Raw genomic sequence first — 19969 nt, 5'->3', positions numbered from 1 at the left:
CTTAAGCTCCTAGAAACGCAACCGCTGTTTTCGCTATGGAGGCACCGTCTAATCCATAATGGGCAAACAGTTCTGACGAAGAACCAGTAATCAAGGCTTCATCCGGAAAAGCAATGATTTTTTGTCGAATGTCCGTTTCTTCTGCCAGCGTTTCCGCCACGGCAGCTCCTAAGCCGTTGTATCGGCTGTGTTCTTCCACAGTGATCACGGTGCCTGTTTCTTTCGCCACTCGTTTGACCGTTTCTGAATCAAAAGGCTTCAAGGAATGAACATTTAAAACGGTAGCAGTGATACCTTGTTTTTCCAATAGCTCCGCAGCATCCAACGCTTGGCGCACGGTTTCGCCGGTGGCGATCAATGCGACATCTTGGCCGCTTCTCAGCTCAATGGCTTTGCCGATCTCAAAAGGATAATCTGCAGAATCATAACAATCTTCAACAGGATTGCGACCGAGACGGATATAGGCTGGTTCATTTGATGCCGCTAAGGCTTTAAACATTTGGATCGTTTCAAAGCGATCTGCTGGCAACAGCACTTGCAAATTAGGGATCGCTCGTGCCACTGCGATGTCTTGCAAGGAATGATGACTCATGCCTAATGCCCCATAGCTGACACCGCCGCTGATGCCTACGAGTTTGACATTCTTATTCGAATACGCGACATCGACTTTGATCTGCTCGATACTGCGCATGCTGAGAAAACAAGCAGGGGAGGCAACGAAAGGGCGTTTGCCCATATGGGCTAAGCCAGCCGCAATACTGACGATGTTTTGCTCTGCGATCCCTACTTCCACCAATTGTGTCGGTAATTCCTTGGCAAAAGGTGCTAACGAAGCGGAACCACGAGAATCACTGGTCAACACCGTGATCGCAGGATTCTTTTTTCCTTCTTCAATCAATACGTCGCACATCGCTTGGCGATTGGCAATATTATTTTTTCCCATGAGTCAAAACCTCCATTTGCTGATCAAGTTCGGCAATGGCTTGTGCAAGCTCTTCTGCCGTTGGCACTTTATGATGCCATTGCGCTTGATTTTCGGCTGCGGAATAACCTTTGCCTTTGATGGTTTTGGCAATGATCAGCTTCGGTTGATTGGGCTGATGCGGTTTTTCTAATGCAGCCACCAAGGCAGTCATGTCATTGCCATCAACGATATGCACATCCCAACCAAAGGCACGCCATTTTTCATCTAGCGGCTCCACTGCCATCACATCTTCCGAGGCGCCCGTGATCTGCAAGCCGTTGCGATCAATGATGGCGGTCAAATTGTCCAGCTTGTAGTTGGCAGCCGCCATGGCTCCTTCCCATACCGAGCCTTCTGCTAATTCGCCATCTCCCAACAACGCATAGGTTTGATACGTGCGGTGATCCAGTTTGCCTGCCAAAGCGATCCCTACTGCGACGGGTAAGCCGTGACCTAGCGAACCAGTATTCATCTCAACACCAGCTACTTTATTGTTTGGATGACCGATCAGTCTTGAACCAAATTGCGAAAAGGTGGCTAATTCTTCTTTCGGCAAAAAACCTTTGTCCGCTAAAACGGCCCATAATACTTCTGCCGCATGTCCTTTACTTTGGATATACTGGTCACGATCTTGCTTTTGAGGATCTTTCGCATCGACATTCATTATCCGATAATACAAGGCCACTAAAATATCGGTACAAGAAAGATCCGAACCAGTATGACCCGTTTTTGCTTGATAGATCAGCTCTAACACGGATTTTCGAATCGTTAAAGCCTTCATCTCCAGCTCGTTTATTTCCATGATTGATCCCCTCTCAAGTATGCTTTGACGTCTTCTTCGATTGGATCATAAAAATCTGGCTGCACACCGATGTATTTGCACGCTTCGTACAAGATCGGCACCACATTTTTTCTGACCGCCGCAACGTGATGAATATAAGGGCCCTCAACGAGTTTGAATTCCAAGCGATTCAAATTCGTAAATTCCAGGTAGAGATAGGTTCCTTGATTGTATGGTCCATCGATCCCTTTACCAGTACCCATCAGTAGGGAGTATTCGCCGTTGTCCCCATCAAAGCGACACAGCGTATACTCGTCTTTGATTGCCCGAAAAGCGACTGATCCTGGATAGTCAAAAACAAAATGTCGTTGCGGCAAGATCGGTTTGGTCTCTGCAGTGGAATAAGCAAAAACTCCTAAGTGTTGCAGCAATTCGCCATTCTCGTTTTCTGGATGGCGGCAGTTGACATCCGCAAAGATCGCTCGATGTTCCCCCAACGAAGCGGCTTCGACCAACAGTTCCGAGATCGCCCCATGGACATCCGTCTCACAGACAAAAGGCAAGCCTTCTTCTTGTAACAGCGACAAGGAGGCATACGGTAAAATACCGATTTCGTCTTGTAAGGCCGTCCAACACTGGATGACTCCTGCATTGCAGCCGTAGCTTTCACATAAGTTTTGCAAAGCCACTTTAAGGGCTGCCACCATCTCCAAATCTTTCGCCGAAATTTGGACTTCCGTATTGGTTTCAAAATAATCAATGACTGCTTGCACTTTATCTGGCTGCTGTTCTTTGACTTTCTTGATTTCTTGCACTACTTCTTGGATCGGTACTGGCGAAAGCGAAATATTGAAACGCTCCAATAGTTCGCCTTCGTTGCAAATCACGGTCCAAAAATCAAAGGGGCGTGGGCCAACTTGCAAGATTCGTGTTTGTTTGAAGGTCTTGACGACATTGCAGACTTTGATAAAGTCTTGCAAGCCGCGGGCAAATTCTGGTGAATCAATATCAGAATTTTTGGCATAGGTGAAAGGTACCTTGAAACGGCGCAAGACTTTCCCAATAGCGAAAAGACCGCATTGCGTATCCCGCAAACGTGAACCGTCGGCGGCTGGCGTCTCATCTTTAGGTCCCCACAGTAAGACGGGGACATCTAGTTTTTTGGCTAAACGAGCACAGGCATATTCCGTACCAAAGTTTTCATTGGCTAGAAAAAGACCGTCGATTTTTGCTGCTTTGAATTTTTCGGCGATTTTTTCAACCCCTTCATCATCGTATAGTAAGCCGTCTTCGTTGATATCTAAAATATCTACATAATCAATGGCAAGTTCGTCCATTTTTTGTCGTGTCAGATTGGCGTACTCAATGGCTGCTTCTGCACTAAACAAATTTCTTCTAGTCGGGGCGAACCCGATGGTTACTTTATCCATAAAACCACCCTTTGCGTTTTAGTATATTTAGCTAAATTTTTATTTCTTCGACGATTCGTGCTACATTTTTGCTCAGAAATTCCTCATCCGTCAGTAAAACGATTTTTTTATCAGGAAAGGCTGCTGCGACTTTCGCTTGATTGAAGCGGGTTTGAGGAGCTAAAATCAAAAAATCATAGTCATTCCCCACCATAAATATTTCTGAAAAAGGCGCGGAATTGACTTGGTAATGCTGATCATCCGCTAGTTGTTCTTTGATCGCTTTGACGAGCAGTGCGCTGGAGAGTCCAGTGGCACAAAAGAGACCGATCTGTGTCATCTATTCACTTCCTCAAAATGTAATCCCTTACTTTTTACACCTTAAATATAGCACAAGCTAAATATTTTGCAATAGTTTTAGATAAATATTTTTGTTTAATAACTAAAAAAGGACAAAACGCTTGCTAAACATTTTGTCCTTTTTCTTATTTTTATCTTAATTGATGCTTTCGCGTTCGACGATCGTCGTGGCGACCAGCATTTTCAGATGGTTTTCATCTTCACTCGTGATTTTCTCGATCAAGCGTCGCACGGCTTGGCGACCAAGGTACACTTTATCTACTTTGACGGTGGTCAGTGGTGGGTTGCAAAATTCCGCCAAAGGAATATCATCGAACCCAACAATGGTCAACGGATGATCGGGAAACACTTCGCGAATGGCTTTCATGGCACCGATGGCGATATTGTCATTGACCGCAAAAAAGGCGCTTGGCAACGGTCGCTGATCGGCACGCAAGGATTCCAAATAGACCTTCATGTCTTGATAGGAGCCTTCCAAGGTGGGTTCTACTAAGGCTTCCGTCTCTTCATAATGGATCAGATCATGCTCTTGGATCGCTTGGATGAACCCTTGCTTGCGTTCACGGAAGTTGTTGATTTGAAAGGTAGAATTGATAATGCCGATGTCACGGTGGCCTTTTTCGATCATCTTTTCAACGATCTCATAGGCACTGTCACGATTATTGATAGCGACAAAATCAAAGTCCTGCGAATTAAACACCGTATCTAAAATCACTAACGGTACTTCCAAATGGCGAAAGACTGCTAAATCTTGTTTTTCCAATTCCGTTCCTAACAATAGCAAACCATCTGCTAATTCTGGACGGATCTTTTCAATCGGGTCTTCTTCTGGTGCCAGTGTGATATGGGAAATGACCAGTTCATAGCCTAACGCACTGCACTCCATTTCGATTCCTCGGATCAATTCAGAAAAGAAAGGCGTATCCCCTACGACATTTCCTTGTTTGTTCATTACGACAAATTTGATTTTTTGGCTTTCCGTTTTTTTAATTTCTCGCTGATCAAAATACCCCATCTCACGAGCGATCTTCAAGATCGCTTGCCGTTTTTGTTCACTGATCCCCTTACGATTGTTGATCGCATTAGAGACTGTTCCGCTGGAAACGCCAGCTTTTCGGGCAATATCAGAGATCACAACTTTCATTTGCTCACCGCTTTCTGCTTCTCATTCTGTTAAAAGTATAGCAAAAGAATTGTTTTTTTACTACCGAAAAAGCTAAAACAAACTAAAATTTTTAGTTTGTTTTAGCTTCTACTTTGATTAGTTACTTTGTTCCGCCAAAATGCAGAAGGACAATGGGTCGATGGTTATCCTTGGCGCTGCTACGCCGCGAGAAGCGATCCCAGCTCCTTTGGGGTCAGCAACGAGGTGCCAAGAAGTATTTTCTGTTGTCGTCGGTAAGTCAAAGGACCAGCTTTCTTCCGTGCTGTTGAGTAAAACGAACAAGGAACGCCATGGATGCTGTTTGTCACGATTGGGTACTTGATACGCCAAGCGATTTTCATCCTTTGTCTCATAAAAGACCATGCTTTCAGTCGTTTGGGTCGTGGCATCTCTCAATGCTCAATGGTGCATAGGACTGCCGCAATGCCCACAAGCCCCGATACAGCTCGCGCAATTCTTTGAAGGTTTTGGCACGTGCCCAATCCAGCTGATTGACTACCAGTGGCGAACGGAAGGAGTTTTCATCGCCTTCTTTGGTACGGCCAAATTCTTCCCCAGCTTGGGTCAGCACGGCTCCTTGGCTAGTAAACAAAATGGCTGCTGCTAGTTTGTTACGGGCTAAAAGCTCACGATCAAAATCATAATTTCTTTCCTTCGCTGAAGCTTGCATGGTTGCCACCAGTTTGTCCCATAAGGTCAAATTATCATGGACTGACGCATAGGCAATCACTTGGCGGGGCGATTTTGCCCAACGCTCGGCGCCTTCTTGCCCAGCAACTTTCGTATTTCCTTGAATCGCCGTTGCCAAATTTGCTGCATAAAAGGTTTGCTTAACTTGCGGTTGACCATTCATTCCTTGAATAAACGCGCCGTCTGTTTCTTCAAAGACATCGCCTTTGATACTGTCTCTTAAATCATTGCTAAAAACCGCAACGCCTTCTGACAGTGCCCAAACATTGCTTTTGTTCGCTGGGATATTCGGCTGAATAATTTGATTGCTGCCGGCATCCCATGGCTCGCCGTATAAAATCACATGGCTGAAGCCGGCATCATCTAGGCGTTGCCGCAACTGGTTCATGGTTTCCACATCGATCAAGCCCATCAAATCAAAACGAAAGCCGTCGATTTTGTATTCTTGCGCCCAATATAAAACTGAATCAATGATAAATTTGCGCATCATTTTCCGTTCAGAAGCCACTTCATTGCCGCAAGCAGAACCGTCCGCAAAATTCCCCGCATCATCTTGGCGGTAGTAATAATCAGGCACCGTCAAATTAAACCATGATTCTTCTGTGATCGCAGTGTGATTGAAGACCACATCCATTACAACGCCGATGGCTTCTTCATGCAGCGATTGGATCATTTGCTTGCATTCACGAATCCGCGCCTTGGGATCACTAGGATCAGAAGCGTATCGTCCTTCAGGGACATTGTAATTTTTCGGATCATAGCCCCAGTTGTAGGCAGACGAAGTTTCATCATTGTCAAAATCGAAGATCGGCAGCAGATGAACATAATTGATCCCCAGCTCTTTTAAATAAGCCATGCCAGTTGGTTGACTTTCATCCCCCACCAGATGGGTCTTTTTTTCAGTAAAGGCTAAATATTTCCCGCGATTTTCTGGTGAAATCCCGCTGTTTTCGGCGCCACTGAAATCTTCGACATGCAATTCCCAAATATAGGCATCTGTGATCGATTGCTGACCGACGCCGTGAGTCTCCTGCCAGCCTTCAGGATCTGTTTCCTTTAAATCAATGATGGCCCCACGGTTCCCGTTGATCCCTACTGCCTTGGCATAAAGATCCACCGCTTCGACTTTTTGACCGTCTCGTTGAAATTCAAACGTATAAAACAGCTCTTTGACGGTTTCTTCCGTCGTGACTTGCCAACAGTTGTCTTCTTGGACCATTGGCAGTGTCAGCAGGCGATCGTCAGTCCCAGCGACACCGCTTTGATAAATCAATACTGAAACAGCCTCTGCCTCTGGTGACCAGCATTTGAACGTGGTTTGCTGTCCTTGAAAAGTCACACCAAGATCATTCCCGTGATACGTATGTTCTTCTAAAAAACCGATCCTGCGATCGATCGCAATCTTTTTTTCTCCATACTGCGTGTTTTGTCCCATCAAAATTCCTCCATTCAACGTTGCTAACTATAAAACCCAGTTACTTTTCTGCTATTTCTACCTTCTCATATTTCTTGAAAATTGCCAACAATAAGCCGCCTTTTCTTTGACCTAAAAATAAGCCTTAACACTACAGACAAGCCCTTTTCTTATTTTGCTAAACGACTCCGCACCTCTTTTTATCAAAAGAAAAACCCCCACTCGTTGAACGGCTCTTAAAGAATAGCTATTGCTTCTAATCTTTAAGATCACTGCTCCGATGGGGATTGTTGAAAAAGAAGAAATCAATAATGGCAATGATAGCTGTCACAATATTCTGAAATCTCTTCCTCTCTTTCTCGCTATCTATTGATCACTTACAGCTAGACCTGATTCGAGTAAGGTTTTAGGTAAATCACCTTGATAAAAATCGACTGGTTCATGAAGGACTCGCTGCCAATAATTTTGTGTCTCTTTCAAAAAATTAGCATTATCTTGCGTATTTCCTTCACGAATAAACAACAATACCAACCCACTAAAAAAGATCAAGGCTTCTTCATGATATTTTCTCAGATCGCTTTTATGCGCACCTTGAAAAACAGCTGATTCAGCAATTGCTTCTTGAAAATAAGCAAAAGAACGCTCTTTTATGTAAGGACCACAGCCAATATCATTTAAAAAAAGTGCGAAAAAGAGGTTGCGATTGCGGCTGGCAAATACGTAATAGTCCTGCCAAAAGCTGTATAAGGAATCGAGTGTCTCTTCTGACTCTTTTTTGTTTCGTGAATGTCGCGAAACACATCATCAACCATCGCCTGTTTATAATTTTGCATGTTTGAAAAATTCAAATAGATCGGTTGGGTCGATGTTCGTGCATATTTAGCAATGTCGCGGACAGTGATTGGTCGATAAAGATATTCCACCAGATATTTTTTTAAGCAATTGATCAAATATTTTTTCGTAATCGTTGCTTTTCTCATAATACCCCTTCCTTTCTGGACGTCACCAATTCTTGCTGATGTTCGTCTCATTCACTTTGACTACTTGCAGCTTTTAGAAGCACAACCAACGCCCATTTTCTTACTGAAAGTAATCTTTATACTTCTACTTTAACAAAAAAGAGCACGTTAACCTATACTTTCCGCCGATTTTCTTAATTTTATTTTTTATTTTTGACCATTTTATTAAAGAAACTCTTGTTGTCTTATGGTGCTCAGACTTAAGGCTGATTTTGACTGGTGCTGCTTGTGGAATGATACTATGTAATGTATAGTATGAGTATGAACAGGAGGAGAGCCTTTGGATGCCCAATTAAAAAAAGGATTATTGGAAATTTGTGTTTTGGCTTATTTGCAGCATGGTGACTCTTATGGCTATGAATTAGTCAAAAATATATCTCTTTTACTGCCAATCTCAGAATCAACGCTCTATCCTATCTTGAAGCGCTTAGAAGCCAGCCGAGCGGTTGAGACTTATAATAAAAGCCATCAAGGACGGACCCGAAAATATTACCGCTTGACCAAAATCGGAAAACAGCGGATCGACGATTTTTTAACCAACGACTGGCCCCAATTGACATTGATCCAGCGATTTATTAAAGGAGGAACATTAGATGAACAGAGTTGATTTTATCAAGGCATTGGCTGCGGAATTATCTGAAAAAGTCAGACCTAGCGAGATTCATCAGCTGATCAACTATTATGACGAGATGATCGAAGATTTGATGGAAGAAGGATACACCGAAGAAGAAGCCGTGGCACGCCTTGGCTCCCCAAAAGAACTGATCCAAGCAGTTACCGAAACGGAAGAGGTCGTAGTAGAGATTCCCCGCCGCTTTCATCCCTTTTTGCTCTTGATTTTAGTACTGGGCTTCCCATTGGGGGGCAGCCTCTTGTTAAGTGCCGCTTTGCTGATCCTAAGCTTTTTAATAATCATCTGGTGTGTACCTTTCACCACTGGCATGATTGGTGTCACTACGTTTATCGGTGGGATCGCCAGCGCTGTCTTAAGTCCCATGCTGATGGCGGATGGTTTCTATCTCTTTTTAAGTCAATTAGGCATGGGGATTTTCTTATTTGGTTTAGGGCTGCTTTGCCTGATCGCCACTTATAGTATGAGCCGACCTTTTTCACGTCTTACCCACTCCCTTGTCGTTTGGCCGAAATCATTTGTTCAAAACTATCGAAAGAAGGCAGTCCTATGATCAAAATCAATAAGCGATTTTTCGTTTTTCTCAGTCTGTTGTTTATTATTCTCGGACTGGTCATCACCTTTATCGGTTTTTCAATGTCAGGCTACTCACCTGATGCCTACCATATTGAGCATCGTCGCTGGTATCAACTCGTTGGTTTCTATACGGAATAACAGACGGAAAATAATTATAAGTTGATTTTTTCGTCAGAAAAACTAGCAATTTTCATTAATTTCATGTATCGGTGAAAAAATTGAACTTCTCTTTTTGACGGAACCATATTACTATATAGGTACATCCTGTATCCTATTTCATAGGGTAACCAGAAAAACCCATACCATCCTATGGGTTTTTTTGCTGTCTATAAAAGCAAAAAAACGTGCCGCAAGTCCAGGTATCGCCAAGCCAGCTGTTTTAGCTAACCTTGGCAGAACCTGTCTGCAGTACGTTTTTTCTAATGATCGATTATTCCCTAGTACTGGCTGTTCTTGCACAGTGCCAATAGGAAACAAGGCGCGAAACACCCGGCGAACGATTGGACCTGCAATGAACAATTGCAACGGCAATGCGACGATCACATTTTTCCCAATGTTGCTTAGCCAATTGACCAACACTGAGTGATCAGGGTTTGGGTGCATCAACGCACCAAAGAGTGACATACAGATCACCATGCCGGCGATCATCAATGAAGAAATCAAACCGATTTTTTTCCAAGTAGCTGATTGATGGTCCAAAAATCGAAACGCCAAACCTTTTGCCGGACCAGAAACAATGAACCAATCCAAAATAAAGGCGACACAAAGGGCTAATGGCAATTCATTCCACGCCAATTGGAATGCCAATGCCGAAACACCGACTTGAAACATGAGGTTATAAACACTCATAAAATACACCATGAAAATACACATAAGTGTCGTATAGATCAAACTTTCTTTTTTATTGATGGGCATGTAACAACTTCCTTTCTCTTTTTCGTACTCGACTATTCTAGCAGAAGAAAATTTTTCGTGTAAGTAAAAGTTTGAAAACTTTCAAAAAAGTTTTTTGCTATTTTTTTATCCACTTCTCTTGACACTTTCTTATGAAGTCAGTAGAATAGCGATAGATTAAATCGTACAGATAACAAGCGGGTTCGCTTGTCGAGAGAGAGGCGGTTTCTATGAGAATAGAAACGGTCTCTTTTTTTGCGAATTTTTAGAGGTGAGAATATGGAAAACAACAAAAAACTCGTGGGGGCGATCCTCGCAACCGGATTGATGTCATTTGCAGGTGTGCTGATTGAAACAGCCATGAATGTAACGTTTCCGACATTGATCGATCAATTTACGCTTTCAACATCCGATGTTCAATGGGTGACGACCATCTACTTACTGGTCATCTCCATCATTGTCCCAATATCGACCTACCTTTTGAAACGCTTCTCATTGAGAACCTTGTTTCTAGCTGCCAACGCCTTTTTCCTTGTTGGCTTGGTGATCGACTTTTTATCGCCGACGTTTGCCGTTTTGCTGATTGGCCGCTTTTTCCAAGGTGCCAGCACAGGGATCGCACTGCCTTTGATGTTCCACATCATTTTGACTTACTCCCCCTTTGAAAAACGGGGAGCGGCAATCGGCTTAGGGAATTTGACCACTTCCATCGCTCCAGCGATCGGACCGACATATGGGGGCTTATTGACCGCCCATTGGTCTTGGAATGCGATCTTTCTTTTCTTGATCCCAGTCTTGCTGATCTCCCTAGTACTCGGCCTTTACTCGATCCCTAAAACGGCTGGGTCAAAAGACACTTCCCTGGATTTACTGAGTGTATTAGGAATCGTCTTGATGTTCAGCGGCTTCTTATTGTTCTTGAATCAAGTAGGCACCTTAGCGAGTCTACTGCCGCTGCTTTTCGGTTTCATTGGTGCTGGCTTGTTTTATCAACGCTCAAAAGGCCCGAACCCTTTGATTCGTTTGGCTGTTTTGAAAAACCGCAGCTTCAGTTTGTTTCTGTTTGGCTTTCTTGTTTGTCAGTTCCTTTTACTGGGCATTTCCTTTGTCTTGCCGAACTTTGTCCAACTCGTCTTGGGAAAAGATGCCTTTACTGCAGGATTAGTTATGCTTCCTGGGGCGGCGATCGGGGCGATCCTTGCGCCGATCTCTGGTCGGTTGCTGGATAAAGTTGGACCGAAAAAACCGATCCTGTCTGGTTTGACGTTGATTGCCATCGGTTGGCTTGCCTTAGCCCTCGTTTTGCGTTCGCCTTTCATTTGGAGCCTAGTTGCTGGACATGTCTTTTACATGATCGGGATCGGCTTAGCCTACAGCAATATGATGACCACCGGCTTAAACAAGCTGACTCCTGCGTTGTACGCGGACGGTAATGCGATCTTTAATACGCTGCAGCAATTTTCTGGTGCAGTGGCGACGGCTGTGGTGGCGACCATTATCAATTTGGCACAAAATGCGGCGACCGATTACACCCTAGGGACGGTCATCGGCTCTCAAATCGCCTTATTCTTTTTGTGGGCCCTGGTCTTACTGACTTTCCTATTAACGATCAACTACTTCCGCAAAAGCACCGACAAAAAAGCCGTCAGCTAACTGCGGCTTTACCCATTGAAAACCAAGAAAAAGCCGCTCTCCCTTGAGGGCGGCCATAAAAAAATCCGCTTCCGATCCCCTTCTTAGTCAAAGGGTGCTCTCGGAAACGGATTATTTTTTTAGTTTAATTCAGCGGAACCAACCGCTGTTTTGGCTGTCACTGTGCCTGTAGTCGTCAATGAAAGCTGACGCACTTTTTCGGCATTCGTGATGACTGTTAAAACATCTGTCTGTTTGCCAGCTGCGGTCACTGCATCTAGATCCATCACTGCAATCTTCGTTTCTGGTGTGACCGTGTCACCTTCAGAAACAAGGACCTCAAATGGCGCACCTTTTAATTCCACAGTATCTAAGCCCATATGAACAAGAACTTCCGCGCCACCAGGCGTTAAAATCCCAATTGCATGCTTTGTTTCAAAAATGCTAGAGATCGTACCTGCAACAGGAGCATAAATCGTTCCATTCGTTGGCTGAACAGCAAAGCCGTCACCCATCATTTTTTGAGAAAAGACAGGATCAGAAACTTCAGTGATGGCAACTACTTTCCCATCAGCTGGAGCATAAAGGGTTTCCTCTGAAACTTGTGCTGCTTCTGGGGCTGCAGTTGTCGGTGCAGCCGTCGTTGGTGCAACAGCCGCTGCTGCAGCTGTATCAGCAGCCAATTGCGGTTCTAATTTATTTAAGAAGGTAACTTTTCTAAAGATGATGGTGCAAACAAACGTGATCGCAATCGTCACCGCCATTGAGATGAAGACCATTGGATAGTTTTCAATTTTAAATGATAAGAAGCCAGGCAGTCCCCCTACACCAATACCTAGTGCACGGGTATTCGTTGCAGTGATCAGCATTCCACCAAAGGCAGAACCTACCATTGCTGCGACAAATGGGTAAACATATTTCAAATTGATCCCGAACATCGCTGGTTCAGTAACCCCCATGTAAGCAGAAATCGTTGCTGGAACAGAGACTTGTTCTTCTTTTTTATTGCCACGGTGAAGGAACCAAATCGCCAATACTGCCATACCTTGCGCAATATTTGACAGCATGATCATTGGCCAAAGGTTGGTTGTCCCAAAATCCGCTACTAATTGAGAGTCGATCGCTAGCGTTGTATGATGCAATCCGGTAATAACCAAAGGCGCATACAAGCCACCGAAAATGAAACCAAATAACCAGTTTAATGGTGAGGTCAAGCCAGCATTTACGACCCAAGAAATGCCTGATCCGATTTGCCAACCGATTGGACCTAACACCATGTGGGCTGCTAAGATAGTTGGCAGCAATGAGAACAATGGAACGAAGATCATTGAAACCGCTTCTGGAATCCATTTCCGGAAGAATCTTTCAAGATAAACCAATAAGAAACCTGCCAGCATTGCTGGGATCACTTGTGCTTGATACCCAATTTTATCAATAGTGAAGAACCCGAAGTCCCACGTATAATTTTGAGCAATTTCTGCAGCAGAAGTTGAACTTACTGAATAAGCATTTAATAATTGCGGTGAAACCAATGTAATCCCTAAAACAATCCCTAATATTTGCGTGGTTCCCATCTTACGTGTAATACTCCAAGTAATCCCTACTGGTAGAAAGTGAAAGATGGCTTCACAGGGCAGCCATAAAAAGCCGTTGACACCGTTCCAAAAAGTAGAAGCCTGTGTAATGGTTTGTCCACCTAGAGCTTCTAGCGGTACACCTTCTAAGAAATTTCTCAGCCCTAGCATCAAACCACCGACAATAATCGCTGGTAATAACGGGGTAAAGATCTCAGCTAACGTAGCGATCGCTCGTTGCACGATATTTTGATTGTTTTTTGCAATCGCTTTACTTTGTTCTTTAGAAACACCTTCTATTCCTGATACATCGGTAAAATCATTGTAAAACGTTGAGACATCATTGCCGATAATGACTTGGAATTGTCCCGCATTGGTAAACATTCCTTTGACACTTGGAATTTCTTCAATTGCCTTTTCGTTTGCTTTTGACTGATCGTTAAAAACAAAACGCATCCGTGTCGCGCAATGTGTTACTGCGGCGATATTTTCTTTGCCGCCAACATATTCCAGCAGCTTCTCAGCATCATCACGATACTTTCCCATAATTAATAAACCCCTTTCATATCCACTTGTATATATATGTTTTGATTACGCACTAATCATAACTTGATAATTTTGATATTGCAAGCGTTTCAAACCAATTTTTTTCACTTTTTCTATAAACAATACAAGCAAATAGCAAAGGTACCATATAAAAACCTTGATAAATAAACGTTTTTTAAAATGTTTCATTAATATAAAATAATATTGCCAACAACTTTATTTACAGTTTATTTGACAAAAAAGAATAAAAAAACAGGCTAGATAAATTGAAATAGCTTACAATTTACGTTATAATCATTTTGCATGTATAGACAAGTTTAAAGGAGGACAACTACTGTGAATACGATTATATTGTCTAAGGAACAATGGCTGTTAACGGATCAAACTGGTACGACCTATCCGTTTTCTGGGACTGACAGTGAACGCGTTGCCGCACTGACCGCGCAGATGCAGCAAATGGAAGGTGGCGGGATCGTCTCTGAATCGCTGGTGTTTACGAATGAAGAAGGGACTTTTTCACTGGACCAATGGTTGACAGAAAAATTAAATCGTCCCTTTGTTTGCACTACGAAAGAACAGTATGAAGAAAAAAGTACTGAAATTCCTTGGCGCCTCGAATACTATGGCTACACCCCTGGTAAAGATGAATACTCGGTGGAGTCACTTTTAACCGTCGGTAACGGCTATTTAGGGCTGCGAGGCACAACGCCTGAGATGACCATTTGTGAAGCGAACTATCCAGGACTGTATTTAGCAAGTCTTTACAATACGGTGGAATCGGATGTTTCTGGTCATACCATCAGCAATGAAGACTTCGTCAATGCACCGAATCTGCAAAAAATGTACGTAAAGATCGATGATGAAGTGATCGATATCGCCAACAATCAGCTCCTTTCCTTTAAACGGACATTGGATCTGAAGACCGGCTTGTTCCAATCAGTGGCAGAAATTGAAACCAAAAAACAAAAGCGTCTGCGAATCGAAACGAAGAAGATCGCCAATATGCAAGACGTTCACCAATACAGCTTGGTCTACCAGTTTACCCCGCTGAACTTTTCTGGCGCCGTTACCTTCGTCAGTGAAGCCGACGGATCGGTCTATAACTATAACGTCGCTCGTTACCGTAGTTTAACTAACCAGCATTTGACCGTGAAAGAGGCAGCAGCTGAACAAAACAAAGCGCATTTAGTGGTCACCACTAACCAATCACAGATTACCGTTGTCCAATCCTCTGAACTGTTTTCACAGGACCTGCCATTGGCTGAGCTGCAAGCTGAAATAACCGACAAGGTCGTCCGTCAGCAAGTAACCCTTGAGGTGACGGAAGGACAAACTTATCGGGTCGAAAAATCAGTTACTGTTGCCGCTTATCGCCAAGAAGAGCCGCAACCGGCATTTACGTTTTCTTCCTTAGCATTACCTGATTTTGCGACGATGTATACCGCCTCAAAACAAGCCTGGGCTGAATTATGGGCAAAAGCGGCCATCGAAGTCACTGGTGACTTGATGTCGCAAAAAATGCTGAATCTGCATACGTATCATCTGCTGGTCTCCGCAGCACCGAATGCTTATCAGGAGTCCTTAGATGCCAGTATCACTGCCCGTGGCCTACATGGTGAAGCCTATCGCGGTCATATTTTCTGGGATGAACTGTTTATCTTACCGTTTTACATTCTACATTTTCCTGACACCGCCAAAGAAATTTTGCTGTATCGCTACCGCCGCTTAGCTGCTGCCAAAAAAGATGCCCAAAAAGCTGGCTACCAAGGCGCCATGTTCCCATGGCAATCAGGATTGGATGGCAGTGAGCAATCCCAAGAACTGCATTTGAACCCTATCAGCGGTGAATGGAAAGAAGATCACAGTCGCTTGCAACGCCATGTCTCCTTAGCGATCGCTTATAACATTTGGCAATACTGGCACAACACGCAAGATCGAGTCTTCATGGAACAATATGGGTTAGAATTGATGTTAGAAGTCGCTCATTTCTGGCAAAGTGCTGCCACCTGGGATGATGCTGCTCAACGTTACTTTATCGATAAAGTCATGGGACCAGATGAATTTCATGAAAGCTACCCAAATAGTGAACAAGGCGGCTTGAAAAACAACGCCTATACCAATATGATGGTAGTATGGTTGTTTGAAGAGATCGAGAACCTTCAACAACAACTTTCAGCAGAGAGCTTCCAAGCGGTATTAGAGAAAACGGCTTTAACCCCTGCAGATATTGCTGCTATGGCAGATATTCGTACCAAGCTGGGCTTAGAGATCGATCCAGAAGGCATCATTGCACAATTTGAAGGGTACTTCCAGCTGGAAGATCTGGATTGGGCTCACTACAAAGAGAAATATGGCAACATCTATCGGATGGACCGCATCTTGAACGCAGAAGGCAAGAGTGCTGACAGCTACAAAGTCGCGAAACAAGCGGATAGTTTGATGATTTTCTACAATTTCTCAAAAGAGCAAGTCAATCAGATTTTGGCAGATCTTTCTTACCAGCTGCCAACAGACTATATTGAAAAAAATCTCCATTATTACTTGGCTCGTACCTCCCACGGCTCGACGTTGTCACGCATCGTTCATGCCCAGTTGGCGGCAATGGTAGATGATCAGGAGTTGGCTTGGTCATTATACCAAGAAGCCCTCTCTTCTGATTACCGTGATATCCAAGGCGGGACTACAGCAGAAGGCATTCACGCCGGTGTCATGGCTGCTACGTTGTTTATTCCATTAACCACTTTTGCTGGGATCGATATTCGAGAAGAGCAGCTGCAGATCACGCCAAACTTGCCGAAAGCTTGGGACAGCTTAGCCTTTCAGCTAGAAGTTCGCGGCACCCGCTTTGCAATGAATGTTACACATGAAACATTGACGATTACCGCTGATCAGCCAGTCACGATCTTAGTGAATGGGCAACAAGTTTCTCTAGAAGCAAAGAAAGAAGCAACGATTACTTACTAAAAGGAGTGTTACACATGAAAAAAGGATTTGTTTTTGATTTAGACGGCGTTATCACGGATACGGCCAAATACCACTACATTGCATGGAAAGAATTAGCTGCGGAGATCGGGATCGAGATCGATTTGAAGTTCAACGAGCAGTTAAAAGGCATCAGCCGCATGGATTCTTTAGAGCGAATCTTAACCCTAGGCAACAAAAATGACGCCTACACAGAAGTCGAAAAAGAAGCGTTAGCGACGAAGAAAAATACCCACTATGTACAATTATTACAAAGCTTGACTCCTGATGATCTATTGCCAGGGGTGAAGACATTCCTTGGTGAAGCCAAAGCAAAAAACATTCCTTGTGCGATCGCTTCGGCATCCAAAAATGCACCGTTTATTTTGGACAAACTTGGGGTCATGCAAGACTTTGATACGATCGTTGACCCGGCAACCTTGAAAAAAGGCAAACCAGATCCAGAAATCTTTATCCAAGCAGCGCTGGCACTAGGCATTGAACCGGCAGAAGCAGTTGGCTTTGAAGATGCTCAAGCTGGGATCGACGGCATCAAAGCTGCTGGTATGTATGCGGTAGGCGTTTATTCAGGAGAAGAATTACACGGTGCAGATGTGATCGTTGAAAAATTAACGGACCTAAACATTGACGAACTTTTGGCGAAATAGTCGATTGCATTTCCAAATTGGCCTCGCTATAATAGCCAAAGAGGGGGCAATCCGATGAACAAGTTCAAAGAAATATTTTTAGATTTAGAACAAAAAATTCTAGCAAACGAATACCCTCCGCATTCTTTGCTGCCTAGCGAAAACCAATTGATCAAAACTTATGGTGTCTCCCGCGAGACTGTCCGTAAGGCATTGAATTTATTGCGGGATGCTGGTTATATCCAAAAGAAACAAGGGAAAGGTTCGATCGTTTTAGACTTGAATCGCTTTGATTTCCCGATTTCTGGCTTGACGAGTTTTCGAGAGCTGCAAGATACCCAACGCATTCCTAGTGAAACAAAGGTTGTCGAGATCCGTAAGATCGCCGTCTCGCCAAAGCTGCACGAGACTACTGGTTGGCCTGTCGCCTCTGAGGCATGGAAACTGATCCGTCAGCGGAGAATCGATGGAGAAGTGGTGATTTTGGATAAAGATTACCTTGATGCTTCTATTATCGAAGAGTTGCCAGAAAACCGAGCGAAAGTATCGATTTTTGATTACTTTGAAAATGATCTTGGCCTTGAGATCGCTTATGCACAAAAAGAAATCACTGTTGACCCCGTCAACAAAGAATTGCGGGATCTAATGGATCTGCGTCCTGAAGATCAGCATGTCGTTACGGTTCGCAGCCTCGTGTATCTAGAAGACACGCGCTGTTTTGAATACACCGAATCGATCCACCGACTGGATAAATTCCGCTTTGTGGACTTTGCCCGCCGACGCAAGATTTGATGGACGTATAGACGTGAAACACATGAAACAGACCTGGACTTCCCCGAGAAGTCTGGGTCTGTTTTGTTTTTCACTAGCCCCCCACTCGATAATACTGGATCGATCCTCCCCTTTTTCGCCTCTGTCGCTATCGAGCCATCCTTTTGCTTGCTCGTTTTTCTGTTGCCGACGAATAAAAAAGGCACGATCATTTATGGGACTGATGAAATAGAGTCGATTTTGCACAACTCAGCCGTCCTTATTGACAATCAGCTACACAAAAAAGCAGTATCCTCTGAGAGGATACTGCTTTTGCTTGCTATTTGGCGTAATCCGTTGCGCGGGTCTCGCGAATAACGGTTACTTTGATATGACCTGGGTAATCCAAATCGTCTTCGATCTTCTTGCGGATGTCGCGAACCAATCGTACAGCATCCAAATCAGAAATCTCTTCTGGTTTGACCATTACACGGACTTCACGTCCGGCTTGGACTGCAAAACTGGAATCGACCCCTTTGAAGCCGTTGGCGATATTTTCTAGGTTTTGCAAGCGGCGAATATAATTTTCCAATGATTCACTGCGGGCACCTGGACGGGCTGCTGACAAGGCATCTGCGGCTGCAACTAAAACAGAGATAACCGATGTTGCTTCAACATCTCCATGGTGAGAAGCGATCGCATTGATCACCACACCATTTTCTTTGTATTTGGCAGCTAACTCAGCCCCGATCTCAACGTGAGAGCCTTCAATTTCATGGTCAAGGGCTTTCCCGATATCATGCAAGAGTCCAGCACGTTTGGCTAACTGGATATCTTCGCCTAATTCTGCGGCAAGAACACCGGTTAGTTTTGCGACTTCGATCGAGTGGTTCAAGACGTTTTGTCCGTAGCTGGTACGGAAACGCAAACGACCTAAAATCTTGATCAAGTCTGGATGAAGGGTGTGGGCGCCGACTTCAAAGGCTGCTTGTTCCCCATATTCACGAATATGCTCATCCATTTCTTTCCGAGATTTTTCGACCATTTCTTCAATTCGAGCTGGATGGATCCGGCCGTCTTGAATCAGTTTTTCAAGGGTCATACGAGCAATTTCACGGCGAATCGGATCAAATCCTGATAAGACGACTGCTTCTGGCGTGTCATCAATGATCAAATCGATCCCTGTCAATGTTTCAAGGGTGCGAATGTTCCGACCTTCTCTTCCGATGATTCGACCTTTCATCTCATCGTTTGGTAATGATACGACCGATACCGTGGTTTCAGACACTTGGTCTGCGGCACAACGTTGGATTGCTAAGGACAAGAGATTTTTTGCTTTTCGATCTGCTTCTTCCTTCGCACGCTGTTCAGATTCTTTGACCATGATCGTTAATTCATGGTTCAATTCCTCTTCCGTTGATTTCATGATCAACTCTTTTGCTTCATCTCTAGACAGCGCAGCGATGCGCTCTAATTCTTTCTGTTGTCCATCGATTAAGTTTTCTACTTCTTTTTCTCGCTCGTCAATTAATTGTTGTTTCTCACTAAGTCTGCCTTCTTTATCTTCAAGTGAGCGTTCTCGTTTTTCCAAAGAATCGTCCTTACGATCAAGAACTTGTTCTCTTTGGAGTAAACGATTTTCTTGTGATTTTAAATCAAGTTTGCTTTCTTTCAACTCACTTTCAATCTCTGACCGATACTTCTGATTTTCTTCCTTAGCTTCTAACAATGCTTCTTTTTTAAGAGTTTCTGCTTCTTTCTTAGCGCTTTCGATAATTCCAGCTGCAGAATTTTGGGCGCCGTTGATTTCTTTCTCATGACGAGATTTCGTCACATAAACTCCTAATCCAAGACCGACAATTAAACCGATGATAGCGAGGAGAATGTAAAGTAGTTCCAATGAATCCACCTCCATACTATCTTTTTAAATATTTTGTAATTTTGATTAACAAAGGA

Annotated in this window: 14 protein-coding genes and 3 pseudogenes; 7 read left to right on the top strand and 10 right to left on the bottom strand. The window is 43.8% G+C overall.

From position 1 onward, the window contains the following. Position 1 precedes the first annotated feature (1 nt). The 7 genes and pseudogenes from QN079_RS00285 to QN079_RS16620 all read right to left on the bottom strand — a co-directional run bounded on the left by QN079_RS00285 (position 2) and on the right by QN079_RS16620 (position 7814). Entirely contained in the window at positions 2–943 is a 942-nt protein-coding gene (locus QN079_RS00285) for a transketolase family protein (protein ID WP_289230192.1), read from the bottom strand. Next, complete coding sequence (locus QN079_RS00280) at positions 930–1766, bottom strand: transketolase (protein WP_289230191.1); 837 nt, start codon at positions 1764–1766, stop codon at positions 930–932. The genes QN079_RS00285 and QN079_RS00280 overlap by 14 nt, the downstream gene beginning before the upstream one ends. Next, entirely contained in the window at positions 1757–3175 is a 1419-nt protein-coding gene (locus QN079_RS00275) for an L-fucose/L-arabinose isomerase family protein (RefSeq protein ID WP_289230190.1), read from the bottom strand. The genes QN079_RS00280 and QN079_RS00275 overlap by 10 nt, the downstream gene beginning before the upstream one ends. 31 nt (positions 3176–3206) lie before the next feature. Beyond that, positions 3207–3494 (bottom strand): PTS sugar transporter subunit IIB, encoded by a 288-nt coding sequence (locus QN079_RS00270; RefSeq protein ID WP_005226498.1) that lies wholly within the window; start codon positions 3492–3494, stop codon positions 3207–3209. A gap of 156 nt (positions 3495–3650) precedes the next feature. Then, positions 3651–4658, bottom strand: a complete 1008-nt coding sequence (locus QN079_RS00265; RefSeq protein WP_016608965.1) for a LacI family DNA-binding transcriptional regulator — start codon at positions 4656–4658, stop codon at positions 3651–3653. 117 nt (positions 4659–4775) lie between these two features. Next, a pseudogene (pulA, locus tag QN079_RS00255) lies at positions 4776–6804 on the bottom strand (type I pullulanase). Between the two features lie 345 nt (positions 6805–7149). Further along, positions 7150–7814, bottom strand: a pseudogene (locus tag QN079_RS16620) (TetR/AcrR family transcriptional regulator). A gap of 268 nt (positions 7815–8082) precedes the next feature. Here QN079_RS16620 and QN079_RS00245 point away from each other — a divergent pair. From QN079_RS00245 to QN079_RS00235, 3 genes are read left to right on the top strand one after another with little or no spacing between them, the layout of a single operon-like run. After that, positions 8083–8409 carry a PadR family transcriptional regulator gene (locus QN079_RS00245; RefSeq protein ID WP_289230186.1) on the top strand — a complete coding sequence of 109 codons (327 nt, stop codon included), beginning with the start codon at positions 8083–8085 and terminating at the stop codon, positions 8407–8409. Then, positions 8396–8986 (top strand): DUF1700 domain-containing protein, encoded by a 591-nt coding sequence (locus QN079_RS00240; protein ID WP_289230185.1) that lies wholly within the window; start codon positions 8396–8398, stop codon positions 8984–8986. Before QN079_RS00245 ends, QN079_RS00240 begins: the two co-directional genes overlap by 14 nt. Continuing rightward, positions 8983–9147 carry a hypothetical protein gene (locus QN079_RS00235; protein WP_005226470.1) on the top strand — a complete coding sequence of 55 codons (165 nt, stop codon included), beginning with the start codon at positions 8983–8985 and terminating at the stop codon, positions 9145–9147. The genes QN079_RS00240 and QN079_RS00235 overlap by 4 nt, the downstream gene beginning before the upstream one ends. 297 nt (positions 9148–9444) lie before the next feature. Here QN079_RS00235 and QN079_RS00230 read toward each other — a convergent pair. Continuing rightward, positions 9445–9924: pseudogene (locus QN079_RS00230) on the bottom strand (DUF2798 domain-containing protein); the annotation flags it as partial. Positions 9925–10182: 258 nt separating this feature from the next. Here QN079_RS00230 and QN079_RS00225 point away from each other — a divergent pair. Next, positions 10183–11556, top strand: a complete 1374-nt coding sequence (locus tag QN079_RS00225; protein ID WP_289230183.1) for an MFS transporter — start codon at positions 10183–10185, stop codon at positions 11554–11556. A gap of 119 nt (positions 11557–11675) precedes the next feature. On the opposite strand, the gene treP is transcribed toward QN079_RS00225, so the two are convergent. Beyond that, positions 11676–13655 (bottom strand): PTS system trehalose-specific EIIBC component, encoded by a 1980-nt coding sequence (treP, locus tag QN079_RS00220; protein ID WP_289230182.1) that lies wholly within the window; start codon positions 13653–13655, stop codon positions 11676–11678. A 336-nt stretch (positions 13656–13991) separates the two neighbouring features. On the opposite strand from treP, the gene QN079_RS00215 reads away from it, so the two are divergent. Genes QN079_RS00215 through treR form a run of 3 tightly spaced genes read left to right on the top strand, consistent with a single transcriptional unit; the run spans position 13992 to position 18055 of the window. Continuing rightward, positions 13992–16619, top strand: coding sequence for a glycoside hydrolase family 65 protein (locus tag QN079_RS00215; RefSeq protein ID WP_289230181.1), 2628 nt, complete (start codon positions 13992–13994; stop codon positions 16617–16619). Between the two features lie 14 nt (positions 16620–16633). Beyond that, positions 16634–17284, top strand: a complete 651-nt coding sequence (gene pgmB / locus QN079_RS00210; RefSeq protein ID WP_289230180.1) for a beta-phosphoglucomutase — start codon at positions 16634–16636, stop codon at positions 17282–17284. A 54-nt stretch (positions 17285–17338) separates the two neighbouring features. Beyond that, a complete protein-coding gene (gene treR, locus QN079_RS00205; RefSeq protein WP_005226457.1) occupies positions 17339–18055 on the top strand; it encodes a trehalose operon repressor in 717 nt (238 codons plus the stop codon). Between the two features lie 298 nt (positions 18056–18353). Here treR and rny read toward each other — a convergent pair whose 3' ends face one another. Further along, positions 18354–19928, bottom strand: coding sequence for a ribonuclease Y (gene rny, locus QN079_RS00200; RefSeq protein ID WP_005232891.1), 1575 nt, complete (start codon positions 19926–19928; stop codon positions 18354–18356). Positions 19929–19969: the final 41 nt, after the last annotated feature.

The sequence above is a fragment of the Enterococcus sp. FZMF genome (assembly GCF_030263915.1).
In the GTDB taxonomy this organism is placed as follows: Bacteria; Bacillota; Bacilli; order Lactobacillales; family Enterococcaceae; genus Enterococcus_D; species Enterococcus_D casseliflavus.
Note: the sequence above shows the minus strand (reverse complement) of the source record. Positions and strands in the feature narration are given on the sequence as shown.

Coding starts and splice junctions, on each gene's coding strand:
- rny (WP_005232891.1), bottom strand. CDS start 19,928: ATGGAGGTGGATTCATTGGAACTACTTTACATTCTCCTCGCTATCATC.
- pgmB (WP_289230180.1), top strand. CDS start 16,634: ATGAAAAAAGGATTTGTTTTTGATTTAGACGGCGTTATCACGGATACG.
- treP (WP_289230182.1), bottom strand. CDS start 13,655: ATGGGAAAGTATCGTGATGATGCTGAGAAGCTGCTGGAATATGTTGGC.
- QN079_RS00265 (WP_016608965.1), bottom strand. CDS start 4,658: ATGAAAGTTGTGATCTCTGATATTGCCCGAAAAGCTGGCGTTTCCAGC.
- QN079_RS00270 (WP_005226498.1), bottom strand. CDS start 3,494: ATGACACAGATCGGTCTCTTTTGTGCCACTGGACTCTCCAGCGCACTG.
- QN079_RS00225 (WP_289230183.1), top strand. CDS start 10,183: ATGGAAAACAACAAAAAACTCGTGGGGGCGATCCTCGCAACCGGATTG.
- QN079_RS00275 (WP_289230190.1), bottom strand. CDS start 3,175: ATGGATAAAGTAACCATCGGGTTCGCCCCGACTAGAAGAAATTTGTTT.
- QN079_RS00285 (WP_289230192.1), bottom strand. CDS start 943: ATGGGAAAAAATAATATTGCCAATCGCCAAGCGATGTGCGACGTATTG.
- QN079_RS00235 (WP_005226470.1), top strand. CDS start 8,983: ATGATCAAAATCAATAAGCGATTTTTCGTTTTTCTCAGTCTGTTGTTT.
- treR (WP_005226457.1), top strand. CDS start 17,339: ATGAACAAGTTCAAAGAAATATTTTTAGATTTAGAACAAAAAATTCTA.
- QN079_RS00280 (WP_289230191.1), bottom strand. CDS start 1,766: ATGGAAATAAACGAGCTGGAGATGAAGGCTTTAACGATTCGAAAATCC.
- QN079_RS00240 (WP_289230185.1), top strand. CDS start 8,396: ATGAACAGAGTTGATTTTATCAAGGCATTGGCTGCGGAATTATCTGAA.